The sequence below is a fragment of the Actinopolyspora lacussalsi subsp. righensis genome (assembly GCF_900116555.1).
Lineage (GTDB): Bacteria > Actinomycetota > Actinomycetes > Mycobacteriales > Pseudonocardiaceae > Actinopolyspora > Actinopolyspora lacussalsi.
This window is the reverse complement of sequence record NZ_FPAT01000003.1, coordinates 176,600-195,482: the sequence shown is the minus strand read 5'-3', so window position 1 is coordinate 195,482 and position 18,883 is coordinate 176,600. Positions and strand designations below refer to the sequence as shown.

General features: G+C 68.0%; 19 protein-coding genes. 15 read left to right on the top strand and 4 right to left on the bottom strand.

Annotation, left to right across the window (positions count from 1 at the left end; genetic code table 11):
• Positions 1-191 precede the first annotated feature (191 nt).
• The gene (ribD, locus tag BM394_RS07010; protein ID WP_092976263.1) at positions 192-1,010 is read left to right on the top strand and encodes a bifunctional diaminohydroxyphosphoribosylaminopyrimidine deaminase/5-amino-6-(5-phosphoribosylamino)uracil reductase RibD; all 819 of its coding nucleotides are present in this window, start codon (positions 192-194) and stop codon (positions 1,008-1,010) included.
• Between the two features lie 113 nt (positions 1,011-1,123).
• Here ribD and BM394_RS07005 read toward each other — a convergent pair whose 3' ends face one another.
• The 3 genes from BM394_RS07005 to BM394_RS06995 form a co-directional block, all read right to left on the bottom strand.
• Entirely contained in the window at positions 1,124-1,477 is a 354-nt protein-coding gene (locus BM394_RS07005; protein ID WP_092975596.1) for a hypothetical protein, read from the bottom strand.
• Positions 1,477-1,938: a DUF6247 family protein gene (locus tag BM394_RS07000; RefSeq protein ID WP_092975593.1), complete on the bottom strand. Its 462-nt coding sequence runs from the start codon at positions 1,936-1,938 to the stop codon at positions 1,477-1,479. Before BM394_RS07000 ends, BM394_RS07005 begins: the two co-directional genes overlap by 1 nt.
• Before the next feature lie 144 nt (positions 1,939-2,082).
• On the bottom strand, positions 2,083-2,760 hold the full coding sequence (locus tag BM394_RS06995; protein ID WP_092975590.1) for a maleylpyruvate isomerase family mycothiol-dependent enzyme: 678 nt from the start codon (positions 2,758-2,760) through the stop codon (positions 2,083-2,085).
• An 88-nt stretch (positions 2,761-2,848) separates the two neighbouring features.
• On the opposite strand from BM394_RS06995, the gene BM394_RS06990 reads away from it, so the two are divergent.
• From BM394_RS06990 to BM394_RS06970, 5 genes are all read left to right on the top strand, one after another.
• Entirely contained in the window at positions 2,849-5,497 is a 2,649-nt protein-coding gene (locus tag BM394_RS06990; RefSeq protein WP_092975587.1) for a valine--tRNA ligase, read from the top strand.
• Between the two features lie 56 nt (positions 5,498-5,553).
• On the top strand, positions 5,554-6,921 hold the full coding sequence (gene folC, locus BM394_RS06985) for a bifunctional tetrahydrofolate synthase/dihydrofolate synthase (RefSeq protein WP_092976260.1): 1,368 nt from the start codon (positions 5,554-5,556) through the stop codon (positions 6,919-6,921).
• On the top strand, positions 6,918-7,382 hold the full coding sequence (locus tag BM394_RS06980; protein ID WP_245780027.1) for a DUF4233 domain-containing protein: 465 nt from the start codon (positions 6,918-6,920) through the stop codon (positions 7,380-7,382). The genes folC and BM394_RS06980 overlap by 4 nt, the downstream gene beginning before the upstream one ends.
• Before the next feature lie 106 nt (positions 7,383-7,488).
• Complete coding sequence (locus BM394_RS06975; protein WP_092975584.1) at positions 7,489-7,746, top strand: ribbon-helix-helix protein, CopG family; 258 nt, start codon at positions 7,489-7,491, stop codon at positions 7,744-7,746.
• Entirely contained in the window at positions 7,743-8,171 is a 429-nt protein-coding gene (locus BM394_RS06970; RefSeq protein ID WP_092975581.1) for a type II toxin-antitoxin system VapC family toxin, read from the top strand. Before BM394_RS06975 ends, BM394_RS06970 begins: the two co-directional genes overlap by 4 nt.
• Before the next feature lie 146 nt (positions 8,172-8,317).
• Here BM394_RS06970 and BM394_RS06965 read toward each other — a convergent pair whose 3' ends face one another.
• Positions 8,318-9,418 carry a zinc-binding dehydrogenase gene (locus tag BM394_RS06965; protein WP_092975578.1) on the bottom strand — a complete coding sequence of 367 codons (1,101 nt, stop codon included), beginning with the start codon at positions 9,416-9,418 and terminating at the stop codon, positions 8,318-8,320.
• A 210-nt stretch (positions 9,419-9,628) separates the two neighbouring features.
• Between BM394_RS06965 and ndk the strand changes: the two genes are divergently transcribed.
• From ndk to rpmA, 9 genes are all read left to right on the top strand, one after another.
• Positions 9,629-10,045 (top strand): nucleoside-diphosphate kinase, encoded by a 417-nt coding sequence (gene ndk / locus BM394_RS06960; RefSeq protein ID WP_092975575.1) that lies wholly within the window; start codon positions 9,629-9,631, stop codon positions 10,043-10,045.
• Positions 10,042-10,578, top strand: a complete 537-nt coding sequence (locus tag BM394_RS06955) for a GNAT family N-acetyltransferase (protein ID WP_092975572.1) — start codon at positions 10,042-10,044, stop codon at positions 10,576-10,578. Before ndk ends, BM394_RS06955 begins: the two co-directional genes overlap by 4 nt.
• Before the next feature lie 1,004 nt (positions 10,579-11,582).
• On the top strand, positions 11,583-14,870 hold the full coding sequence (locus BM394_RS06945) for a translation initiation factor IF-2 N-terminal domain-containing protein (RefSeq protein ID WP_092975569.1): 3,288 nt from the start codon (positions 11,583-11,585) through the stop codon (positions 14,868-14,870).
• 458 nt (positions 14,871-15,328) lie between these two features.
• Positions 15,329-15,520, top strand: coding sequence for a hypothetical protein (locus BM394_RS22340; RefSeq protein ID WP_139235158.1), 192 nt, complete (start codon positions 15,329-15,331; stop codon positions 15,518-15,520).
• A 258-nt stretch (positions 15,521-15,778) separates the two neighbouring features.
• Entirely contained in the window at positions 15,779-16,411 is a 633-nt protein-coding gene (locus BM394_RS06940; RefSeq protein ID WP_092975567.1) for a DUF6230 family protein, read from the top strand.
• 103 nt (positions 16,412-16,514) lie between these two features.
• Positions 16,515-17,078, top strand: a complete 564-nt coding sequence (locus BM394_RS06935) for a DUF6114 domain-containing protein (protein ID WP_245780026.1) — start codon at positions 16,515-16,517, stop codon at positions 17,076-17,078.
• A complete protein-coding gene (locus BM394_RS22980; RefSeq protein ID WP_217643394.1) occupies positions 17,075-17,935 on the top strand; it encodes a hypothetical protein in 861 nt (286 codons plus the stop codon). Before BM394_RS06935 ends, BM394_RS22980 begins: the two co-directional genes overlap by 4 nt.
• Before the next feature lie 291 nt (positions 17,936-18,226).
• On the top strand, positions 18,227-18,535 hold the full coding sequence (gene rplU, locus BM394_RS06925) for a 50S ribosomal protein L21 (protein ID WP_092630791.1): 309 nt from the start codon (positions 18,227-18,229) through the stop codon (positions 18,533-18,535).
• Positions 18,536-18,549: 14 nt separating this feature from the next.
• Positions 18,550-18,807, top strand: coding sequence for a 50S ribosomal protein L27 (rpmA, locus tag BM394_RS06920; protein ID WP_092923565.1), 258 nt, complete (start codon positions 18,550-18,552; stop codon positions 18,805-18,807).
• Positions 18,808-18,883 lie beyond the last annotated feature (76 nt).

Genomic DNA, 18,883 nt, shown 5'->3' with positions numbered 1-18,883 from the left:
CACTCGCGAAGTCGAATCCGATCGTGGAGTGAATCAGTGATCGTGGGGTTGCCCAGTGAGGAAGAAGCCGTCGAGCTGCCCATGATCGCCCAACTGGAGGCGATGAACTGGCAGCATTTCCCAGTAACACTCCACTGATCTGCTAGACCAGCTTCATGAGGATCACCACGGCTGAGGTCGAGACTCGCGCGATGCGTCACGCGATCGCGCTGTCGGCGTGGGGATGCGGCACGACCAGTCCGAATCCTCCGGTGGGGTGCGTGGTGCTCGACGGTGACGGGCGGTTGGTCGGGCAGGGGTGGCATCGTCGGAAAGGCGAGTCGCACGCCGAGGCCCACGCCCTCGCGCAGGCGGGAAGCGCCGCCGATGGTGGGACCGCCGTGGTCACGCTGGAACCGTGCTGCCACCACGGGCGTACCCCGCCCTGTCATCGGGCGCTGATCGAGGCGGGCATCGCCCGTGTGGTCATCGCTGTCCTGGACCCGACCTCCCGAGGACGCGGCGGGTCCGCCCTGCTACGCGAGGCCGGGATCGACGTGGTTGAGGGCTTGCTCGTCGAGGAAGCCCACTTGGTGCTCGGCCCGTGGTTGGCCGCGCTGGAGCGGCAGCGCCCGGTGCTCACCTGGGGCTGTTGCCTCACTCGGGAGGGAAGTCTGACAGGAGATGCCGCGGTCCTGCCGGGCGAGATCGACACGCTCGTCCACGACGACACGACCACGGCCGCTACCGAATGGCTCGCCCCCAGGTCGCTGTCCACGCTGCCGACTGATCCGCATCAGGCCCTTGCCGCGCTCCATCACGAAGGCGCCCGAGCTGTCGGCCTGGTTGCGGACAGCGCGGCAGTCCGGCCGTATCTCGATGCCGGTCTGATCGACCACGTCGAGGCCCACAGGCCGCACGAGACGGCGCACCTTCCGAACCTGCCCGACGGTTACCGACTGACCCGGCTCTCACGCCTGAACGACGGACTTCGGCTGTCCCTGACCAGAAACAACGCGAACACGACCTAGGCATAGCTGCTCTCGCATCGTTGACGGCAGCTCTGCGGCCGAAGGGACGTAAATTTCTCGCGAAATCGCCGCGTGGTCGGACGAAAAGCCGCTGTTCGACTGCCCGGAAGAGTTCAGTCGGTGATGCTCGGATGCCCGGTTCCCGCGTGGACGACCCATACGATCCGGCTCTCCGGATCGAGGCAGTACCAGATTCTGCCGCTCGCGGTGACTTCGTACTGCCACTGCGCCAGCTCTCGTTGTCCGATCTTGCGGTGTCCCAGCGCCCCCCGCAGTCTGTGCTGGCGTGCCGGGTTCTCCGGTTCGGTCGGGAGTTCGGTCAGAACTATCCAGGCTTCCCAGGTGTTGGATCGGGCCTGGCGACACAGCTCTTCCCAACCCTTCGCGGCGTCGGTGGTAGCGAATCGAGGTTCCCAACCTCCTGGCCTGCCAGGTGGTGCGACTCGGTCGTTTCGTTTGGCGGGCATCAATGCTCGGTCTCGGGAGGCGGAACGGCACCGTGGTCCTCCTCCAGCGGATCGGAAAGAGCGCGGTGCAGCTCGGGATCGGCGTGCACGGCCGCCGTGGCGCGCCACTCGCGGATGGTCTGAGCGAGCACGTTCCAGCGTTCGAGTTCGGCAGCCGTCTCGAACGCCCTGGTGAACTCGGTGGCGAACCGGTGGCGATCCTCTTCCGGCAGTACATCGGTCCACGGAAAGGTCTCGGCGAGCATCTCGGCGATCCCGGCGGAGTCCAGGTGGTGCAGCATGCTGCGCATCGCCCGCGCCGCGGTGGCCGCGCCCTCGGTTGCCACCGCCACGTCCTCCTCCTGCAACAGCAGTAACGGTGCCCGGCCTCTTCTACGGACTCGAACTGCCCCCTGCTCGGCACGTTCCGCCACGGAACGCGGATCGCGTTGCAGTTCGCTCCACTGAACTTCGGTAGTCACATTCGAATTATGAATTAATTCTGAACTCGCGGCAAGTTGTGGCCACGATCGAGCGGCGAGAGTCCGGAGCGGCGGGGAGTCGCGCTTGCGGCCGGGCGTAAATTTCCCGCGAAATCGCCGCGCGGCTCACGGCCAGGGGAGCGGTCATGGCCAGGGACCCAGCTCGGGCAGCGGTCCGTCGCCGCTCGGGAGCCGCTGCGGGGTCCGGCCCGCCAGCCAGCACGCCAGTGAGGCGCCGGATCCCTCGATCTTCCGTGTCGGGGAGTCGCCGATCTCCCAGGTGCGCTCCAGGTCGCTGGGAGCGAGCACGACCCCGCTGCCCTCCAGTCGGGGCAGCAGGAAGTCGATGGTGTGCTCGCAGAACTCCGGCGACCACTCCAGCTCGGTGTGCCCCAGGTCCAGGTCCACGATGTGGATCTCCAGTTCGCGCCACCGGCACGACACCAGGCCCGCCACCGTGCCGTCGCGGAGCCGCACCGGCCGCTGCCAGTCCTGCTCGGACACCGAGTCCCAGACGATCTCCAGCTGCGCGTGGGCGGTTGCGGTCTGCTGCACCAGCCCGATCGCGTCCTGCGCGGCGTCGCGCTCGATCGCCTCGTCGCGGTCACCGTCCGGATACGGGTCGACCAGCTCGCCGCGCCCGGCGGCGCTGGTCATGTTCGCCAGTGCGATCGCGTTGTGGGCGAGGTGCGCCACCACGTGGGCGCGCGACCACCCGGGCAACCCGGAGGGTTCGCGGAGATCGCTGGTCTCCAGCTCGCTGACCAGGTCAAGCAGTCTGTGGTGACCCTCCCGGACCGGGTCGAGACCGGCTTCGTCCATGGTTCGCAGGCCGCCTTCCCACGCTCGGTTCCGCCGTTGAAGCCTAGCACCGTACAAGGATGCCCGACGGGGTTCGTAGAATCCCGGTGTGACACAGACCAGCCCAGCACAGCCCCGTGAACTTCCGTCGACCTGGAACCCGGCCGACGTAGAGGCCGAGCTGTATCAGCGCTGGGTAGACGCCGGATACTTCACCGCTGACGCGGACAGCGACCGCCCGCCGTTCTCGATCGTCATCCCCCCGCCGAACGTCACCGGCAGCCTGCACATCGGTCACGCGTTCGAGCACACCCTGATGGATCTGCTCACGCGACGCCGCAGGATGCAGGGCTACGAGGCTCTCTGGCTGCCCGGCATGGACCACGCCAGCATCGCGGTGCAGGCGCTGGTCGAACGACAGCTGCAGCAGGAGGGCATCGACCACCGCGAGCTCGGCCGGGAGGGCTTCCTGGAACGGGTCTGGCAGTGGAAGGAACAGCACGGCGGTTCGATCCTGTCCCAGATGCGTCACCTCGGTGACGGGGTGGACTGGACCCGCGAGCGGTTCACCATGGACTCCGGACTCTCCCGCGCCGTCGACACGATGTTCAAGCGGCTCTACGACGACGGGCTGATCTACCGCGCCGAACAGCTGGTCAACTGGTCGCCGGAGATGCGTACCGCCATCTCCGACATCGAGGTCGAACACCGCGAGGTCGAGGGCGAGCTCGTCACCATGCGCTACGGCGACGGGGACTCGGCGCTCGAGGTGGCCACCACCCGGGTGGAGACCATGCTCGGTGACACGGCGGTCGCGGTGCATCCCGACGACGAGCGCTACCGCCACCTGATCGGTACCGAGATCGAGCTCCCGCTGACCGGACGCGGGATCCCGATCGTGGCCGACGAGCACGTCGATCCGGAGTTCGGCAGCGGCGCCGTCAAGGTGACCCCGGCGCACGACCCCAACGACTTCGAGATCGGCCGCAGGCACGACCTGCCCATGCCGACGATCATGGACGAACGCGGGCGCATCGCCGGAACCGGCACCCGGTTCGACGGCATGGACCGGTTCGAGGCCCGCGTCGCCGTGCGGGAGGCCCTGCGCGAGCAGGACCGCATCGTCGCGGAGAAGCGCCCCTACACCCACAGCGTGGGCCACAGCTCGCGCTCCAAGGAGCCCATCGAGCCGCGGCTCTCCATGCAGTGGTTCGTCAAGGTCGGCCCGCTGGCGAAGGCCGCCGGGGACGCGGTGCGCGACGGCCGGGTCGAGGTGCACCCGCCCGAACTGGCCAAGCGCTACTTCGACTGGATCGACAACCTGCACGACTGGGCCATCTCCAGGCAGATGTGGTGGGGCCACCGCATCCCCATCTGGTACGGGCCGGGAGGCGAGGTCGTCTGCGTCGGCCCGGACGAGCAGCCGCCCACCGGCGAGGGGTGGCACCAGGACGAGGACGTGCTCGACACCTGGTTCTCCTCCGGGCTGTGGCCGTTCTCCACCCTGGGGTGGCCGGACGACACCGCCGACCTGCGCAAGTTCTACCCCACCAGCGTGCTGGTCACCGGCTACGACATCCTGTTCTTCTGGGTGGCGCGGATGATGATGCTGGGGCTCTACGGCATGTCCGACCGCGAGCCGGAGCAGGCCGTGCCGTTCCGCAGGATCGCGCTGCACGGCATCGTGCGGGACAAGCACGGCAAGAAGATGTCGAAGTCCTCCGGCAACACCGTGGACCCGTTGCAGTGGATCGAGACCTACGGCACCGACGCCGTGCGGTTCACGCTCGCCAGGGGAGCCAACCCCGGCGCCGACGCCCCGATGAGCGACGAGTGGGTCGCCGGGGCGCGCAGCTTCGTTACCAAGCTGTTCAACGCCACCAAGTTCGCCCTCGGCAAGGACGCCCACGTCCCCGAGCGGCTGCCGGACCGCGCCGAGCTCACCGACGCCGATCGCTGGATCCTGGACCGGGCGGACGCGTTGGTCACCGAGGTGGACGAGCTGCTGGAGGACTTCCAGTTCGCCAAGTCGGTCGAGGCGCTCTACCACTTCACCTGGGACGAGTTCTGCGACTGGTACGTGGAGCTTTCCAAGGTCCAGCTGGACGAGGGCGGGCGGCGCGCCGAGGCCACCCGAGAGGTGCTCGGCCACGTGCTCGACGTCCTGCTGCGGCTGCTGCACCCCACGATCCCGTTCGTGACCGAGGCGCTGTGGACGGCGCTGACCGGTCGGGAGTCGGTCGTCATCGCCGACTGGCCCACCCCGACACGGCACCCGGCCGACACCGCGGCGGCCGAGCGGATCGACGCGGTTCGCTCGCTGGTCACCGAGATACGCAGGTTCCGGGCTGATCAGGGGGTCAAACCCAATCAGAAGGTCGCGGCCGAACTGGAGGGGCTGTCCGAAGTCGGCATCGCCGAGCACGAGGCGGCGATCCGTGCGCTGGTCAAGCTCACCGAACCGGGGGAGAACTTCAACGCGTCCTCGGAGCTGAAGGTCGGCCTGGCCGGCGGCGACGTGGCCGTGCGGCTGGACCTGTCGGGGGCGGTGGACGTCGCGGCGGAGCGCAAGCGCCTGAACAAGGACCTCGAGGCCGCCGAGAAGGAACTCGCCGGTACCGAGCAGAAACTGAACAATCCCTCGTTCACCGAGAAGGCACCCGACGAGGTCGTGGAGAAGATCCGTACGCGGCGCGCCAACGCGCTCGCCGAGATCGAACGAATCAACACCCGGCTGGAATCGCTTCCGGGGGCGTGACCGTGTCCGGTGCGGCCGTCGAGCGGGACGGCCGCACCTGGGAGGAGAGTGAATTGGTGGCCGACTCCGAGCCCGGCAACCTGCAGGAACTGCGGGTCGTCGAGTCCGAGCTCAACGAGCGCTGGCCCGAAACCAAGATCGAGCCCACGCTGGACCGGATCAGGGCGCTGACCGATCTGCTCGCCGAGCCGCAGCGTGGCTACCCGGTCGTACACGTAGGGGGGACCAACGGCAAATCCTCCACCGCCCGCATGGTCGACGCGCTGCTGAGCCGCATCGGCCTGCGGGTCGGGCGCTACAGCAGCCCGCACCTGCAGCTGGTCACCGAGCGCATCAGCATCGACGGCGCCCCGATCAGCCCGGCCGGCTACGTCGAGGCCTACCGCGACATCGCGCCGTACGTGTCCATCGTGGACTCCAACAGCGAGGTCCCGATGAGCAAGTTCGAGGTGCTGACCGGCATGGCCTTCGCCGCCTTCGCCGAGGCCCCGGTGGAGACGGCCGTGCTGGAGGTCGGCATGGGAGGCGGCTGGGACGCCACCAACGTCGCCGACGCCCAGGTCGCGGTGCTGTGCCCGATCTCGCTGGACCACGCCGAGTACCTCGGCAACGACGTGGCGGACATCGCCGAGGAGAAGGCGGGAATCATCAAGGAGGGTTCGGTGGTGGTGCTGGCCTCGCAGACCCCCGAGGCGCAGGAGCCGATCCTGCGACGGGTGGCCGAGGTCGACGCCACCGTGGCCCGCGCGGGCCACGAGTTCGGCGTGCTGGAGCGCTCCGTGGCCGTCGGCGGCCAGATGCTGCGGCTGCAGGGGCTGGGCGGCGTCTACGAGGACGTTTTCCTGCCCGTGCACGGTGAGCACCAGGCGCACAACGCGGCGCTGGCGCTGGCCGCCGTGGAGGCGTTCTTCGGCGCCGGTTCGGAGCGCCAGCTCGACATCGAGCAGGTCAGGGACGCCTTCGCCGAGGTGATCACTCCCGGCAGGCTGGAGCGGGTGCGCTCCGCCCCCAGCGTGCTGGTCGACGCCGCGCACAATCCCCACGGCGCGCGTGCGCTGGCCGACGCCGTCAGTTCCGAGTTCTCGTTCCGGCGGCTGATCGGCGTGGTCGGTGTCATGGCCGACAAGGACGCCAGGGGTATCCTGGCGGAACTGGAACCGGTGTTCGAGGAACTCGTCGTCACCCGCAACTCCGCGCCTCGGTCCATGGACCCGGACGATCTGGCGGTGCTGGCCGAGGAACTGTTCGGCAGGGATCGGGTGCACACCGAGCCGAGGCTGGACGACGCGGTCGCCTCGGCGATCAGCCTCGCCGAGCACACCACCGATCCGAGCGAGTCCATCTCGGGGGCGGGAATCGTGATCACCGGTTCGGTGGTCACCGCGGGCGAGGCCCGCGCCCTGTTCGGCAAGGAGCCCACGTGAGCGACCAGCGTGATTCCCCCGGCGAGGAATCCGGGCGGCGTTCCTCGGGACTTCCCGAGGCGCCGCCCGAGGTGCGCGATCCCTGGAAGGGGCTGCGCGGCATCATGGCGGGCACGCTGGTGCTGGAGTTCATCGTGTTCGGCCTGGCGCTGCCGGTGGTCTGGCAGCTCGGGGCGGGAGTGAGCAGCGCCGGGTTCGTCGTGGTCGCGGTGCTGACCGTGCTGCTGCTGGCGGCGAGCGGGGTGCAGGGCCGCCGGTGGGGGCTCGGTGTGGCGCTGGCGCTGCAGCTGTGCCTGATCGGCTGCTACTTCGTGCACCCGGCGGTGGGGATCATGGGAGTGGTCTTCGCGCTCATCTGGGGCTACATCCTGTACGTGCGGCACGACGTGGCCAAGCGGATGCGGGAGGGGCGGTTGGCCGACCAGCTCGGCCACCCGCCCGGCTACCCGCCGCCGGAGTGAGGCCGCTCGCGGTCGTGCCGCCCCAGGGATTCGTCCGACGGCCTTCCTCGGATCTCGCTCGTTCGAGCGATGCGCATCAGTGTGCATGCTGGTTATGCTTGGATGTATGAGCACTACGAGGACGACGATCACGATAGACGAACAGCTGCTCGGTGAGCTCAAGTCGCGTGCTCTCGAGCAGCAGACCACGGTCAGCGCGCTGATCGAACAGGACCTTCGTTTCGCCGAGCTACAGTACGCCCGCATGAGCAGTGACACCGGGTCCGAATTCACGCTGCCGACCTATGATCTCGGCGGAGTGCGTCCCGGCGTCGACCTGAACGACAACGCCGCGCTGCTCGAAATGATGGAGAACCAGGATTGATCGCTTGTGACGTGAACGTTCTGGTCAACTCGCAGAACGTCTCATTCGCCGAGCAACCCGAGTACTATCGTTGGCTGCAGGAGGCGCTGAACGGCCCGGTACCGCTGGCGATACCTTCGCTGGTGTTCAGTGGGTACGTGCGGATCGTGACGAACAAGAAGATCTTCGATCGTCCACTGTCGGTCGAGTCGGCGCTCGACATGGTTGCCACCATCCGTTCCGCGCCCGCTTTCGTCCCCGCCGAACCCGGCCCGCGCCACTGGGAGATCTTCACCGAGCTGTGTCGCAAGGCCGAGGCCAAGGGGAACCTCGTTCCGGACGCTTACCTCGCAGCCATCGCCATCGAGCACGGCTGCGAATGGATCACCGCCGATCGCGGGTTCGCCCGCTACCCCGGACTCCGCTGGCGCCACCCGCTGGGCTGAAGCTCTCCTCACGGGTGTCGCAGACCTCGATGGCGAACCCCTCCCGCAGTAACTACTCGATCTCGGGCTTCGCCGCAGCGAGAGCCGTACGAGAGGTTCCGCCACTTCGACCACCCCGCCAAGCTCCCGAGACGCCGAAGTAATCATTACGCCACGTCGATCACGGCCCTCCCGCGGATCTCCCCCCGGTCCAGCGCGGCGAATGCCTCGGCCGCCCGCTCCAGCGGGTAGTGCTCGCTGATCGCGTCCTGCGGCCGCAGCAGTCCACGGGCCACCAGATCCAGCAGCACCGGCATGTCCCTGCGGGGTTTGGCGCCGTAGGAGCCCTTGACCTGCAGTTTGCGTCGGGCGATGGTGCCCAGGTTCAGCTCTCCCATGTCACCGGGCGGCGCGATGCCCACCACGACGACCTGACCGCCCTCGACCACCGAGTCCCGCGCCACCTCGAAGGTCCGGGACGAGCCCAGCGCCTCGAAGGCGACGTCCACACCGCGTCCACCGGTGAGTTCGCGGACCGCCGTCGCCGGGTCCGTCTCGGTCGAGTTGACCGTGCTGGTGGCGCCGAGCTCCCGAGCCGCCTCCAACTTCTCCGCCGCGACGTCCACCGCGATGATCTCGGCGGCCCCGAAGACCCGCGCCAGCTGGATCAGCGCCGATCCCACGCCTCCGGCAGCGACCACGGCCACCGTGTCGCCCACCCGCACGTCGGCGGCGTGCCGCAGCGCCCCGTAGGCGGTCATGGTCGAACAGCCGACAGCCGCCACGTCCGTAAGCTCCACCCCGTCCGGCACCCGGTACACCGAGGTGGCGGGGGTGACCGCGCGTTGGGCCAGCCCACCCATCGAGTACATCCACACAGGTTCACCGTCGCCGCGCGAGAGCCTGGTCCGCCCGTCGTAGAGCTGCCCCTTGGCGCGGTTGTAGGCGAAGAACTCCAGGCAGATCTCCTCGTTGCCCGCCGCGCACTGCGCGCATCTGCCGCACGGCATGATGAAGCTGGTGACCACGCGGTCACCGACCTCCAGACCGCTGACCGAACTTCCCAGCTCGCTGATCACCCCGGCGACCTCGTGGCCGAGCACCGCGGGGGTGGGAAACGGCAACTCGCCCTTCAGCACGTGCAGGTCCGAGTGGCACGCACCGCAGGAAGTCACGTCGATGGCAACCTCACCCTCGGCGGGACGCTCTGCTTCGATCTCCTCGATCCGCAGCGGTTCGTTCGCTGCGGTGTGTACGGCGGCGCGCATGCGGGGCTCCTCATCACTCGGCGACAGACCAGCCGGTCGGTATGCTTGACCAGAAGCTATCGTGCGAACGAATCGCGGACCAGACTTGACAGTGGGGGGAGCTACCCACCCCATCGGTAGCGCACCGGTTGCGAATACCCTTGACAACGTAAGCATCGACCGTTGTCGGCCGGGCCCGCGACGGCCCCAGCAAACCAAGGAGAACACCCGTTGAGCGAGCGCACTCTCGTCCTCGTCAAACCCGATGGCGTCGAGCGAGGCCTGGTCGGTGAGGTGATCAGCCGAATCGAGCGCAAGGGGCTCAAGCTGGTCGCGCTCGAAATGCGCCAGGTCGACCAACAACTCGCCGAGCAGCACTACGCCGAGCACGACGGCAAGCCTTTCTTCGGTTCGCTGCTGGAGTTCATCATGTCGGGGCCCGTGGTGGCCGCCGTTGTGGAGGGCCCCAAGGCCGTCGCCGCTTTCCGGCAGCTCGCGGGCGGCACCGACCCGGTGGAGAAGGCCGAGGCGGGCAGTCTGCGCGGCGACTACGGGCTGGAAGTGCAGTACAACCTGGTGCACGGTTCCGACTCCGCCGAGTCGGCCGAGCGCGAACTCAAGCTGTGGTTCCCGGACCTGTCGGCATGACCGAAGCGGAGTTCATCAGCGGCCCCCATCGGGTGGACCAGCCGCATCCCGAGCTGGCGCAGGCACTGGCCGATCTGCTGGGGCGGGTCACCGTGGCAGGCGGTGCCACCGGTTTCACCGCGGATGCCGAGTTGGAGACGCTGACCACGACCGCGCAGGCGATCGTCGACGACGCTTCCACCAGGCCGAAACGACGCCACGTGCTCACGGCGGGCAAGCAGCACACCCTCGCCGGTGCGGTGGTGCTGCGGCCGGGAGAACTCCCGGTGGAGCGGCACCGGGCCGAGCTGGAGTGGTTGCTGGTCGATCCGCAGGTGGTCGAGCGTGGCATCGGTGCACAGCTGCTGGACGCCGCCGAGTCGCACGCCCGTGCGCTGGGGATCACCCGGTTGCAGCTGCGGATGCGTTCGGCCCCCGACTCCGAGGGCTTCTACACCGAGCGGGGTTGGACCGAGCGTGGTCGCTGGCCCGGTTCGTTGCTCGTGGGGGAAGGTGATTCGAGGGACGAGGTCTGGTTGACTCGCGACCTCTGACCGGACGTTCCGAGCGACCTGGTCCGTCCCACCGTGCGGGGACGGCCCCTCGGTTGTGGCGGAGTGGTCGGTTTCGGATCCGCTGTGGGGCCGCCGGGTCCTCGCGGTTCGAACGCCTCCGGAAACCGTCCGAAACGCTGCTTTCGAAGCGGCCGTGTGCCCCCGGCCTAGGCTGTAGGGTGCGGGGTGCCTCCCGAGCGGTTTCGGCGGGGCGGACCTTCGATCGGACTACGGAGGAAACGCTGAGTCACTACCAGGCCGCGGCCGTGGCGCCGCGGATAGCTCTCGACCGGAGCTTCGGACGTGATCAGTCACGGTTCGTCTCGCATCGTGATCCGGCGCGTACTTTCGAGCACGCGTTACCCGGCTCCGTGCGCCGGTCGGTACCCCACCGGTCCGCTCACGGGTACCGGTTTCCCGGCCGTCGCAGCGGGTAGCCGAGCGGCGGTGGAAGTATGTCGTCACGAGTGGCGACGTGTTGTGAAACCCGTGGCACGGTGGTGGTCTGCCGATCCACGGTTTTTCCGGGCGAGGTGTTCGGTTGAACGCGGTGCGTGACCGTTTTTCGGTTGACGCCCCACAGACGGACGATTGCCCGGATCGCGCGAGACAATATGGGATAATCGTAATGGTCGTACGGCATGCTACTCCGGTCGTGCGACCCGACGACGTACTCGACGCCCTTCGCGTCGTCGCCGACTCGCCCGTGCCGGGGGTTGCGCGAGCCACACGGTTGGCGCAGGGTCGGCCCGACGGAGGAGGCGCGATCGCCGAACCGCTGTCCGAGGACAGGGCGGCGGCCGGATCTCGACAGGTGGATCTCACCCTAGGGTGACGGATTTCGGCGGGGGCGCCGTCGACCCACCGTGCGGTTCCTGGGTTCGGACCAGGGAAGCAGGGGGAGCGAACAGAATTACCGCCACCAGTGGCGGAGGGCAGCGAACGTATGCAGACCCTCGTGCGGCCGCGTCCGCGTCGGACGCGCCCGGGGGCGAAGGAGCTGAATGTTGAACAGGGAGACGTCCGCTGGTAACTCCAGCGGATCTTCGGCTACATCGGAGCAGCAAGAGCGGGCACAGGGCGAATCCGCTCACCGGACTTTCGAGATGCCCGCCAAGCTGCGGGTACACGCGCTGGCCAAGATGCTGGGGGCCACCAGCCGCGAGGTCATAGCCACACTCGGTGAACTCGGTGAGTCCGTGCGCAGTGCGCAGTCCAATATCACCCGGGATGTCGCGCTCAACGTGGTGCGCTCGTTGCGTCCGGACCGGATCCAGTCCGAGTCGGAGGGGAAGTCCGAACAGCGGGCCACCGACGAGCGGGTCACGACGTCGGACGCCGGGGGCGGCCATTCGGCGGGTGGTTCCGGTTCCCGGCAGTCGAGTGCGTCCGAGGCGCGGTCCGCCACGGGCACGTCGACGACGGACCAGGGGGCGGCAACCGACAGCGGTGAGGATGCGGCAGTGAAGAGCGGCACCGCCTCCGACGAGGTGCGGACGGGTAGGGACAGCGGTTCCGACGGGGTCGCCGCCACCGGCGACGATACTTCGGACAACAGTGCGTTCGCGCCGGCCTTCGCGGCCCCGCAGGCGATGTTCCTGGCTCCGTCCGAGACGGGCTCGTCATCGCGGTCGGAATCCGCGGAATCCGCCACCGAGGCCGTGGCGGAGGCAGCGGAGCCCTCCTCGGACTCCGACGACGGGACGCCTTCGGAGGAGGAGCAGTCCGAGAGCGTCGCCACGCGCCGTCGGCGGCGTCGGGGCAGGCGTGGTCGTGGGCGTGGGCGCGGCGGCGAGGGCGACTCCGAGAGTTCCGCCGACTCCGAGGGCTCGGGTTCCGAGTCCGGCGCGGAAGCCGCGACCACGGCCGAACCGGACAACGTCGAGAAATCGTCCCGGGGGCCCAAGAAGGACAAGAAGAGCAAGAAGGACAAGAAGGACAAGTCCGCGGAGGGTGAGAACAAGCCCAGCGGTCAGCGGAGCGGGGGATCCCGTGGCTCCGGCTCGGAGGAACCGGCCGAGACGAGCGAGCGGGAAGCCGAACGTTCCGATGCGGTGGACGAGGACACCGACTCCGGCAGTGGTGGCGCCGGCAGCAAGCGCAGACGACGCAGGCGCCGCAAGTCCTCGGGTGAGTCCGAGAACGTGGCCAGCCGGGACGACGATCCGCCGAACACCGTCGTGCACGTGCGCGAGACCGCGCCCGACAATTCCCGGCAGGACGCGGAGGACGAGGTCCGCTCCGTCAAGGGCTCCACCCGGCTGGAGGCCAAGCGCCAGCGGCGCAGGGACGGCAGGGAAGCGGGCCGCAAACGTGCTCCGGTGCTGTCCGAGTCCGAGTTCCTGGCACGCAGGGAGTCGGTCGACCGCAAGATGGTCGTGCGTGAGAACGAGGGACAGACCCAGGTCGCCGTCCTGGAGGACGACGTCCTGGTCGAGAACTTCGTGACCTCCTCCGGCAGTGGCTCACTGGTCGGTAACGTCTACCTGGGGCGCGTGCAGAACGTGCTGCCGAGCATGGAGGCCGCGTTCGTCGACATCGGCAGGGGCCGTAACGCGGTGCTCTACGCCGGTGAGGTCGACTGGGAATCCGCCGGGCTGGCCGGCAAGTCCCGCCGGATCGAGCAGGCCCTCTCCACGGGAGACAGCGTGCTGGTGCAGGTCACCAAGGATCCGCTGGGGCACAAGGGCGCCAGGCTGACCACCCAGGTCAGCCTTCCGGGACGTTTCCTGGTGTACGTGCCGGGCGGCGGTGCCACCGGTATCAGCCGCAAACTGCCGGACAACGAGCGCAAGCGGCTCAAGGACATCCTCAAGCGGATCGTCCCCGAGGACTCGGGCGTGATCATCCGCACCGCCTCGGAAGGAACCAGCGAGCAGGCGCTGGACCGGGACGTCCGTCGGCTGCAGGCGCAGTGGGAGGACATCCGGGACAAGGCCGAGTCCTCCGGAGCGCAGGCCCCGCAGCTGCTCTACGCCGAACCGGACCTGCTGATCAAGGTGGTTCGGGACCTGTTCACCGAGGACTTCTCCTCGCTGGCGGTGCAGGGCGGCCAGGCGTGGGAAACGATCGAGGCCTACGTCAAGCACGTGGCACCGGATCTGTTGACCCGGCTGAGCAAGCACGTCGGCACCAAGGACGTCTTCACCGAGTACCGGATCGACGAGCAGATCTCCAAGGCCCTCGACCGCAAGGTCTGGTTGCCTTCCGGGGGATACTTGGTGGTCGACCGCACCGAGGCGATGACCGTCATCGACGTCAACACCGGCAAGTTCACCGGTTCCGGCGGAAATCTCGAGGAGACGGTGACCCGCAACAACCTGGAGGCCGCCGAGGAGATCGTGCGTCAGCTCAGGTTGCGCGACATCGGTGGCATCATCGTCATCGACTTCATCGACATGGTCCTGGAGGCCAACCGTGATCTGGTGCTGCGCAGGTTGACCGAGTGCCTCGGCCGGGACCGGACCCGGCATCAGGTCGCCGAGGTGACCTCGCTCGGTCTGGTGCAGATGACCCGCAAGCGGGTCGGTACGGGTCTGCTGGAGGCCTACAGCAGTACCTGTGAGCACTGCCGTGGGCGCGGTGTCCTTGTTTCCACGGAACCGATCGATCACAGTCAGCACGTCACGGCCACGAGCGGCTCCCGCCGCGGTAAGCAGCGCAACAAGTCGGGTCAGCAGGCCGAGAGCACCGGTGAGGTGACGGAATCCGCTCGGGCGGAGACCCCGGCGGCCGAGAGCGAGACCACCCGTGCCGACGGTGACAACGGATCCGACTCCCGTTCCCGTCGACGTCAGCGACGTCAGAACGGTTCGGGCAACGCGGATCAGGCGGTGCGTCGGACCGCCGAGGCCCCCAAGGAGGTGGTGGCCGAGCAGCCTGCCAAGTCGGCTGCCGAACCGGCTTCCAACGGAAGTGCGCGCTCGTCGGAGTCCTCGGCTGCTCCGGAGACCTCGTCGGCCCCGGTGGCTCAGCGGGCCGCCGCTGCCGAGCCAGCCGCCGGCAAGCTCGGAGCGGACGGCGCCACTTCGGACAAGGCCGCTCAGCACGAAACCGAACCGGCTCAGCGGGGCAGACGCAAGGCCAGCAGGCCGACCGGTATCACCGGCACGGCCCCACAGCCTGTCGTGCTGGATCCCGCGGAGCGGACCGAGGGCAACGTCTCCGAACCCGCCGGCTCCACGAGTTCCACGGCGGTTTCCGCCGGTCCGGTACAACGTTCGTCCCGGCGTGCGGCCGGACGTGCGGCCGGACCTCCCGCGGCGGCGGGGACGGGCTCCGAGTCGGAGTGAAACCGACCCGGTCGTTTCGTGACGGGTCGTAGCGGAGTGTTGTCGTCCCGGTTCGCCGGGACACCCGGTTGGCGGACCTTCCCGCCCGCGCTCGCAGGGTGGGACCGACATCGAGTGGACAGCTGTACCACGTCGGTCCTTCCCCGGGAGAAGGCGAGGCGGGAGCCCCACCACCACGTCGCGTGCCCGTTACCGTCCGGGCGCCGACCCGAGGCCGACGATGGGCCGACTCAAGGGGCGTCCTTCGGTGGTCGGGCACGTCTGAGAACGTCTGCGAGCCGGTGTTCGGTTCGCCGGTAGCCACCGGCCGTTGGACGGTGCCGCGGAAACACCCGCGGTGTTCGGACGGCCCTTTCGGGCAGGTCCGATATTTCGTTTATCGCGCGTGGAGTTCGATCTGCCCGTTCGGCACGTCGCGGGTGTTGGTTCTTCCCGAATCGGGAAACGGTTTCCGGGACATGGCGACACCGCTCCCGGTGCGTGACTTTCGCCGTCCCGGCCGATTTCGGTTTTTCGCGGCGGTTGAGATCGCGTCTTCGACTTCGCCGAACTCTTCGGTGATGACGGCCGCCGTGTTCGATTTCCTCCGCTTCGCGATCGATATCCACTCAATCGTGTGGGGCGCGGACAGCTTGATCGGTTCCGTCTGATTCTTTCGTGCGAGATTCTCGTAGCGAGATCGTTGTTTCGGGTGGCGGCCTTGCCGGTTCGCCTGGACACGTACAGTGGCAGAGCGTGACTAACTTCACGAAAATCATTCGTGTTTAGTGTCACGGTATGGTGTTCGCTGTGATTTCCGTCTATGGTTACTCCTCGGTAAGAGTAATACAGGTCACTCACTGTGTTCTGTGTCGCAACGCTCCGGTGGGGACTGTCTGATCAAGTACCGCACACACCGAGGTGAATACATGGCGGCGAATCGCGAGATCGAAACCGATGACGGCAACGCGTCCAACGGGCGCACCCGGTGGCGCGTCTTCGCGCTGGTGTTGCTCGGAAGTTTTTCCGCGATCGCGTTGATGCTGACCGGTCTTTCCAAGGGGGCGATGGCCGCCAACTTCGCCGTGTCGGGAGTCACCTACAAAGCGTCGGCCGACAAATTGGTGGCCGAGGGAGTGGCCCAATTCGGCGCCTATGACAAGGGATCCGGCGAGAAGAACCACCCCGTGTTGGTCAACGCGTTCAAGCACGCCGAGCTGAGTGATTTCTGCCAGTCCTTCGTGGTGGAAGATCTGCCCGGGATCGGTGATGCCACTGTCCGCATCGAGGCGCCCGGCGGTATGGAGGCGCAGCGCCTCGTGCTCGGAGTGGAGAAGGTCAACGGTGACCTCACCCTCAACAACGTGCAGATCGGCAGGGACGCTTCCCAGCTGGACCTCGGCCCCGAGGGCGTGGGCGGTTCTCCTGGAGCGTTCGGTATCCAGGCCACCGGTGCGCGGATCGACGGTCTGCGGCAGCAGGCGTGGTCGACCACCGCCTCCACGCTCAATCTCCGGGACGTCGAGATCACGACCAAACCCGGTCATCACCCCTGCTTCTGATCACGGGGTGGACCGCTTCTGATTACGCGGCGGGCGGCCTCGCGTCCGCTCGGGAAGAAGGAACGGGCCCACGGCTCGGTCGCACCGGGAGGGAGGACCAACGATGAGAGGAACCATCGGCAACCGTGGCGGTGTCCCGGCCGTACTGGCCGGATTCCGGCGCTGGCGTCGCACGAGACCCTTCTGGGGTGGGCTGTTCACCCTGCTCGCGGCCCTGCTGCTGTTGTATCCGCCCTACGCCTCGTTGAAGTTCGGCGATATCGAGGTGTCACTGCGTACGACGGCCGGTATCTCCGCTCTGGTGATCGGAGTGGTGATGATCGCCTGTGCTCTGTCGTTCTGGATCCGTCCCGAGTGGCGGTTGTCCGCGGGCATCGTGGCGCTGTTGCTGTCCTTGGTCGCGTTGGTGGTCGTCAATCTCGGGTCCTTCCTGGTCGGAACGACGCTGGGGGTGATCGGCTCCTCGCTCGCGATCGCCTGGTCGCCCCGGCGCGCGCCGGGACGCGAAACCCGCGAAGCCACCGCTGACCACTCCGAACGCTCCGAGCGTGGTCGGCGGGGGCCTGCCGCGTACAAGCCCTCCCCGGTTCCTCGGGAGAACGGGTCACGCGGCGGGGAGACGGCAGAGTTGGCCGAGGCGACGAGAATCGGCGAAGGAGACAAGTGAGGGAGGAACAGCGAACCCGGCGGGGCGGCCCGAGGCGAGTGTCGGGACTGGTGCCCCCTCATCCCCGTGTCGGCGCCGTGGCCGCGCTGCTCGCCGGGCTGGTGGTGCTGGGAAGCGCGGGCGGGTTGACCCGGCCCGCTCTCGTGGCGGCACAACAGCCGCAGCCGTCGGGCTCGGAAGCGGCGCCGAGCGAACCCGGTTCACCGTCCGCAGGGCCGGAAACCACCGCTGCTCCGGAGGGAACCGCGTCTCCGGAATCCACGGTCCCCCCGGCATCAGAGGCATCTTCCACGGAGACCGGGACGAGCTCCTCGCCCCCGGCTTCCACGGAGACCGGTGCCACGGCATCCCCTTCCGAGAACGGGGACACCCGGCTCCCGCTCGCCTCGGAGCAATCCCCGGACGTACGCCCGGGCCCGGGGCGCAGCTGGACGCTGACCGCGAGCTCCCTGACGCTGCGCGGGGTGCACTACCACGGTTTCGTCATGCGGGAAGTCGCTGGTGAGCAGGTGCGCACGATGCACTTCACCGTCGACGAGCTGCTGATACGCGACCTCGTGCAGCGTGGTGACCTGGGCAACGGCAAGGTGGCCCGGGTGGCGGCGGACCCGGGGTCGGTGTCGACCATCACCGAGGGTCCCATCGAGCTCTACACCCAGAAACTGACCGGCACGCTCAACGTGGTCGGCTATCCGCTGGTCCCCGTGGAGATGTCGCCCGAGGCGTTCCTGCTGCCCGACGTGGATCTCGGCTTCCTGGAACTGCCCGAGCTGACGTTCAGCGACGCGGTGGTGCGCAACGCCGAGCTCAGTGGCGGTAAACTGTTCATACCGGGTGCGGGGATAACCCTGGAATGATCGACTGTCCCACCGGCTCGGCACGGTTCGGCCCCTGCGGCGGGGCGCCGGATGTCGGACTGTATGATAAGCGGGAAATTCTCGCCGCCGGACGGGCGGCAGGGGTTCCACGCCTGTAGGAGACGGGGCTCATCCGAATGGGGCTCACCCGGCAGGGTCAGCTTCGTCGCTGTGGCGAGAACCCCCTGTGACGCCGCCTGGTCGGCGTACTGGGATCTCCGGACAGCCGGGGAGGGCGTCCGTCGCAGACTGGTGAACTAGCGAAACCGAGCAGCAGGAGACTTCCGACTCATGTACGCGATCGTCAAGACCGGCGGCAAACAGTACAAAGTGGCCGTCGGGGACGTCGTCGAGGTTGAGAAGCTCGAGGGCGAGCAGGGTTCCGAGGTCACCCTCCCGGCGCTGATGGTCGTCGACGGCTCCGAAGTCACCGCCGACGCCGAAGCGCTGCGGAAGGTCTCGGTGACCGGCAAGCTGGTCGAGCAGACCAAGGGTCCCAAGATCCGGATCCACAAGTTCAAGAACAAGACCGGCTATCACAAGCGGCTGGGACATCGGCAGAAGCTGACCCGCGTCGAGGTCACCGGCATCACCAAGTGAGGGCGTGAGAATACATGTCAACCAAGAAGGGCGCGTCCAACTCTCGGAACGGCCGTGACTCGAATCCCAAATTCCTGGGAGTGAAGCGTTTCGGCGGCCAGAAGGTAAACGCAGGCGAGATCCTGGTGCGGCAGCGCGGTACCAAGTTCCACCCCGGCGGCAACGTGGGGCGCGGCGGCGACGACACGCTGTTCGCACTCTCGGCCGGCTCGGTGGAGTTCGCGCGCAGGCGCGGCCGGAAGTTTGTCAACGTCGTACCGAGCGAGGCCTGAACCGGCTTCGCCACGTGCCCCGAGCGGGAACTCCCGGACCGGACTCCCTCGCACGAGGTGATCGACTCCGGTAGGG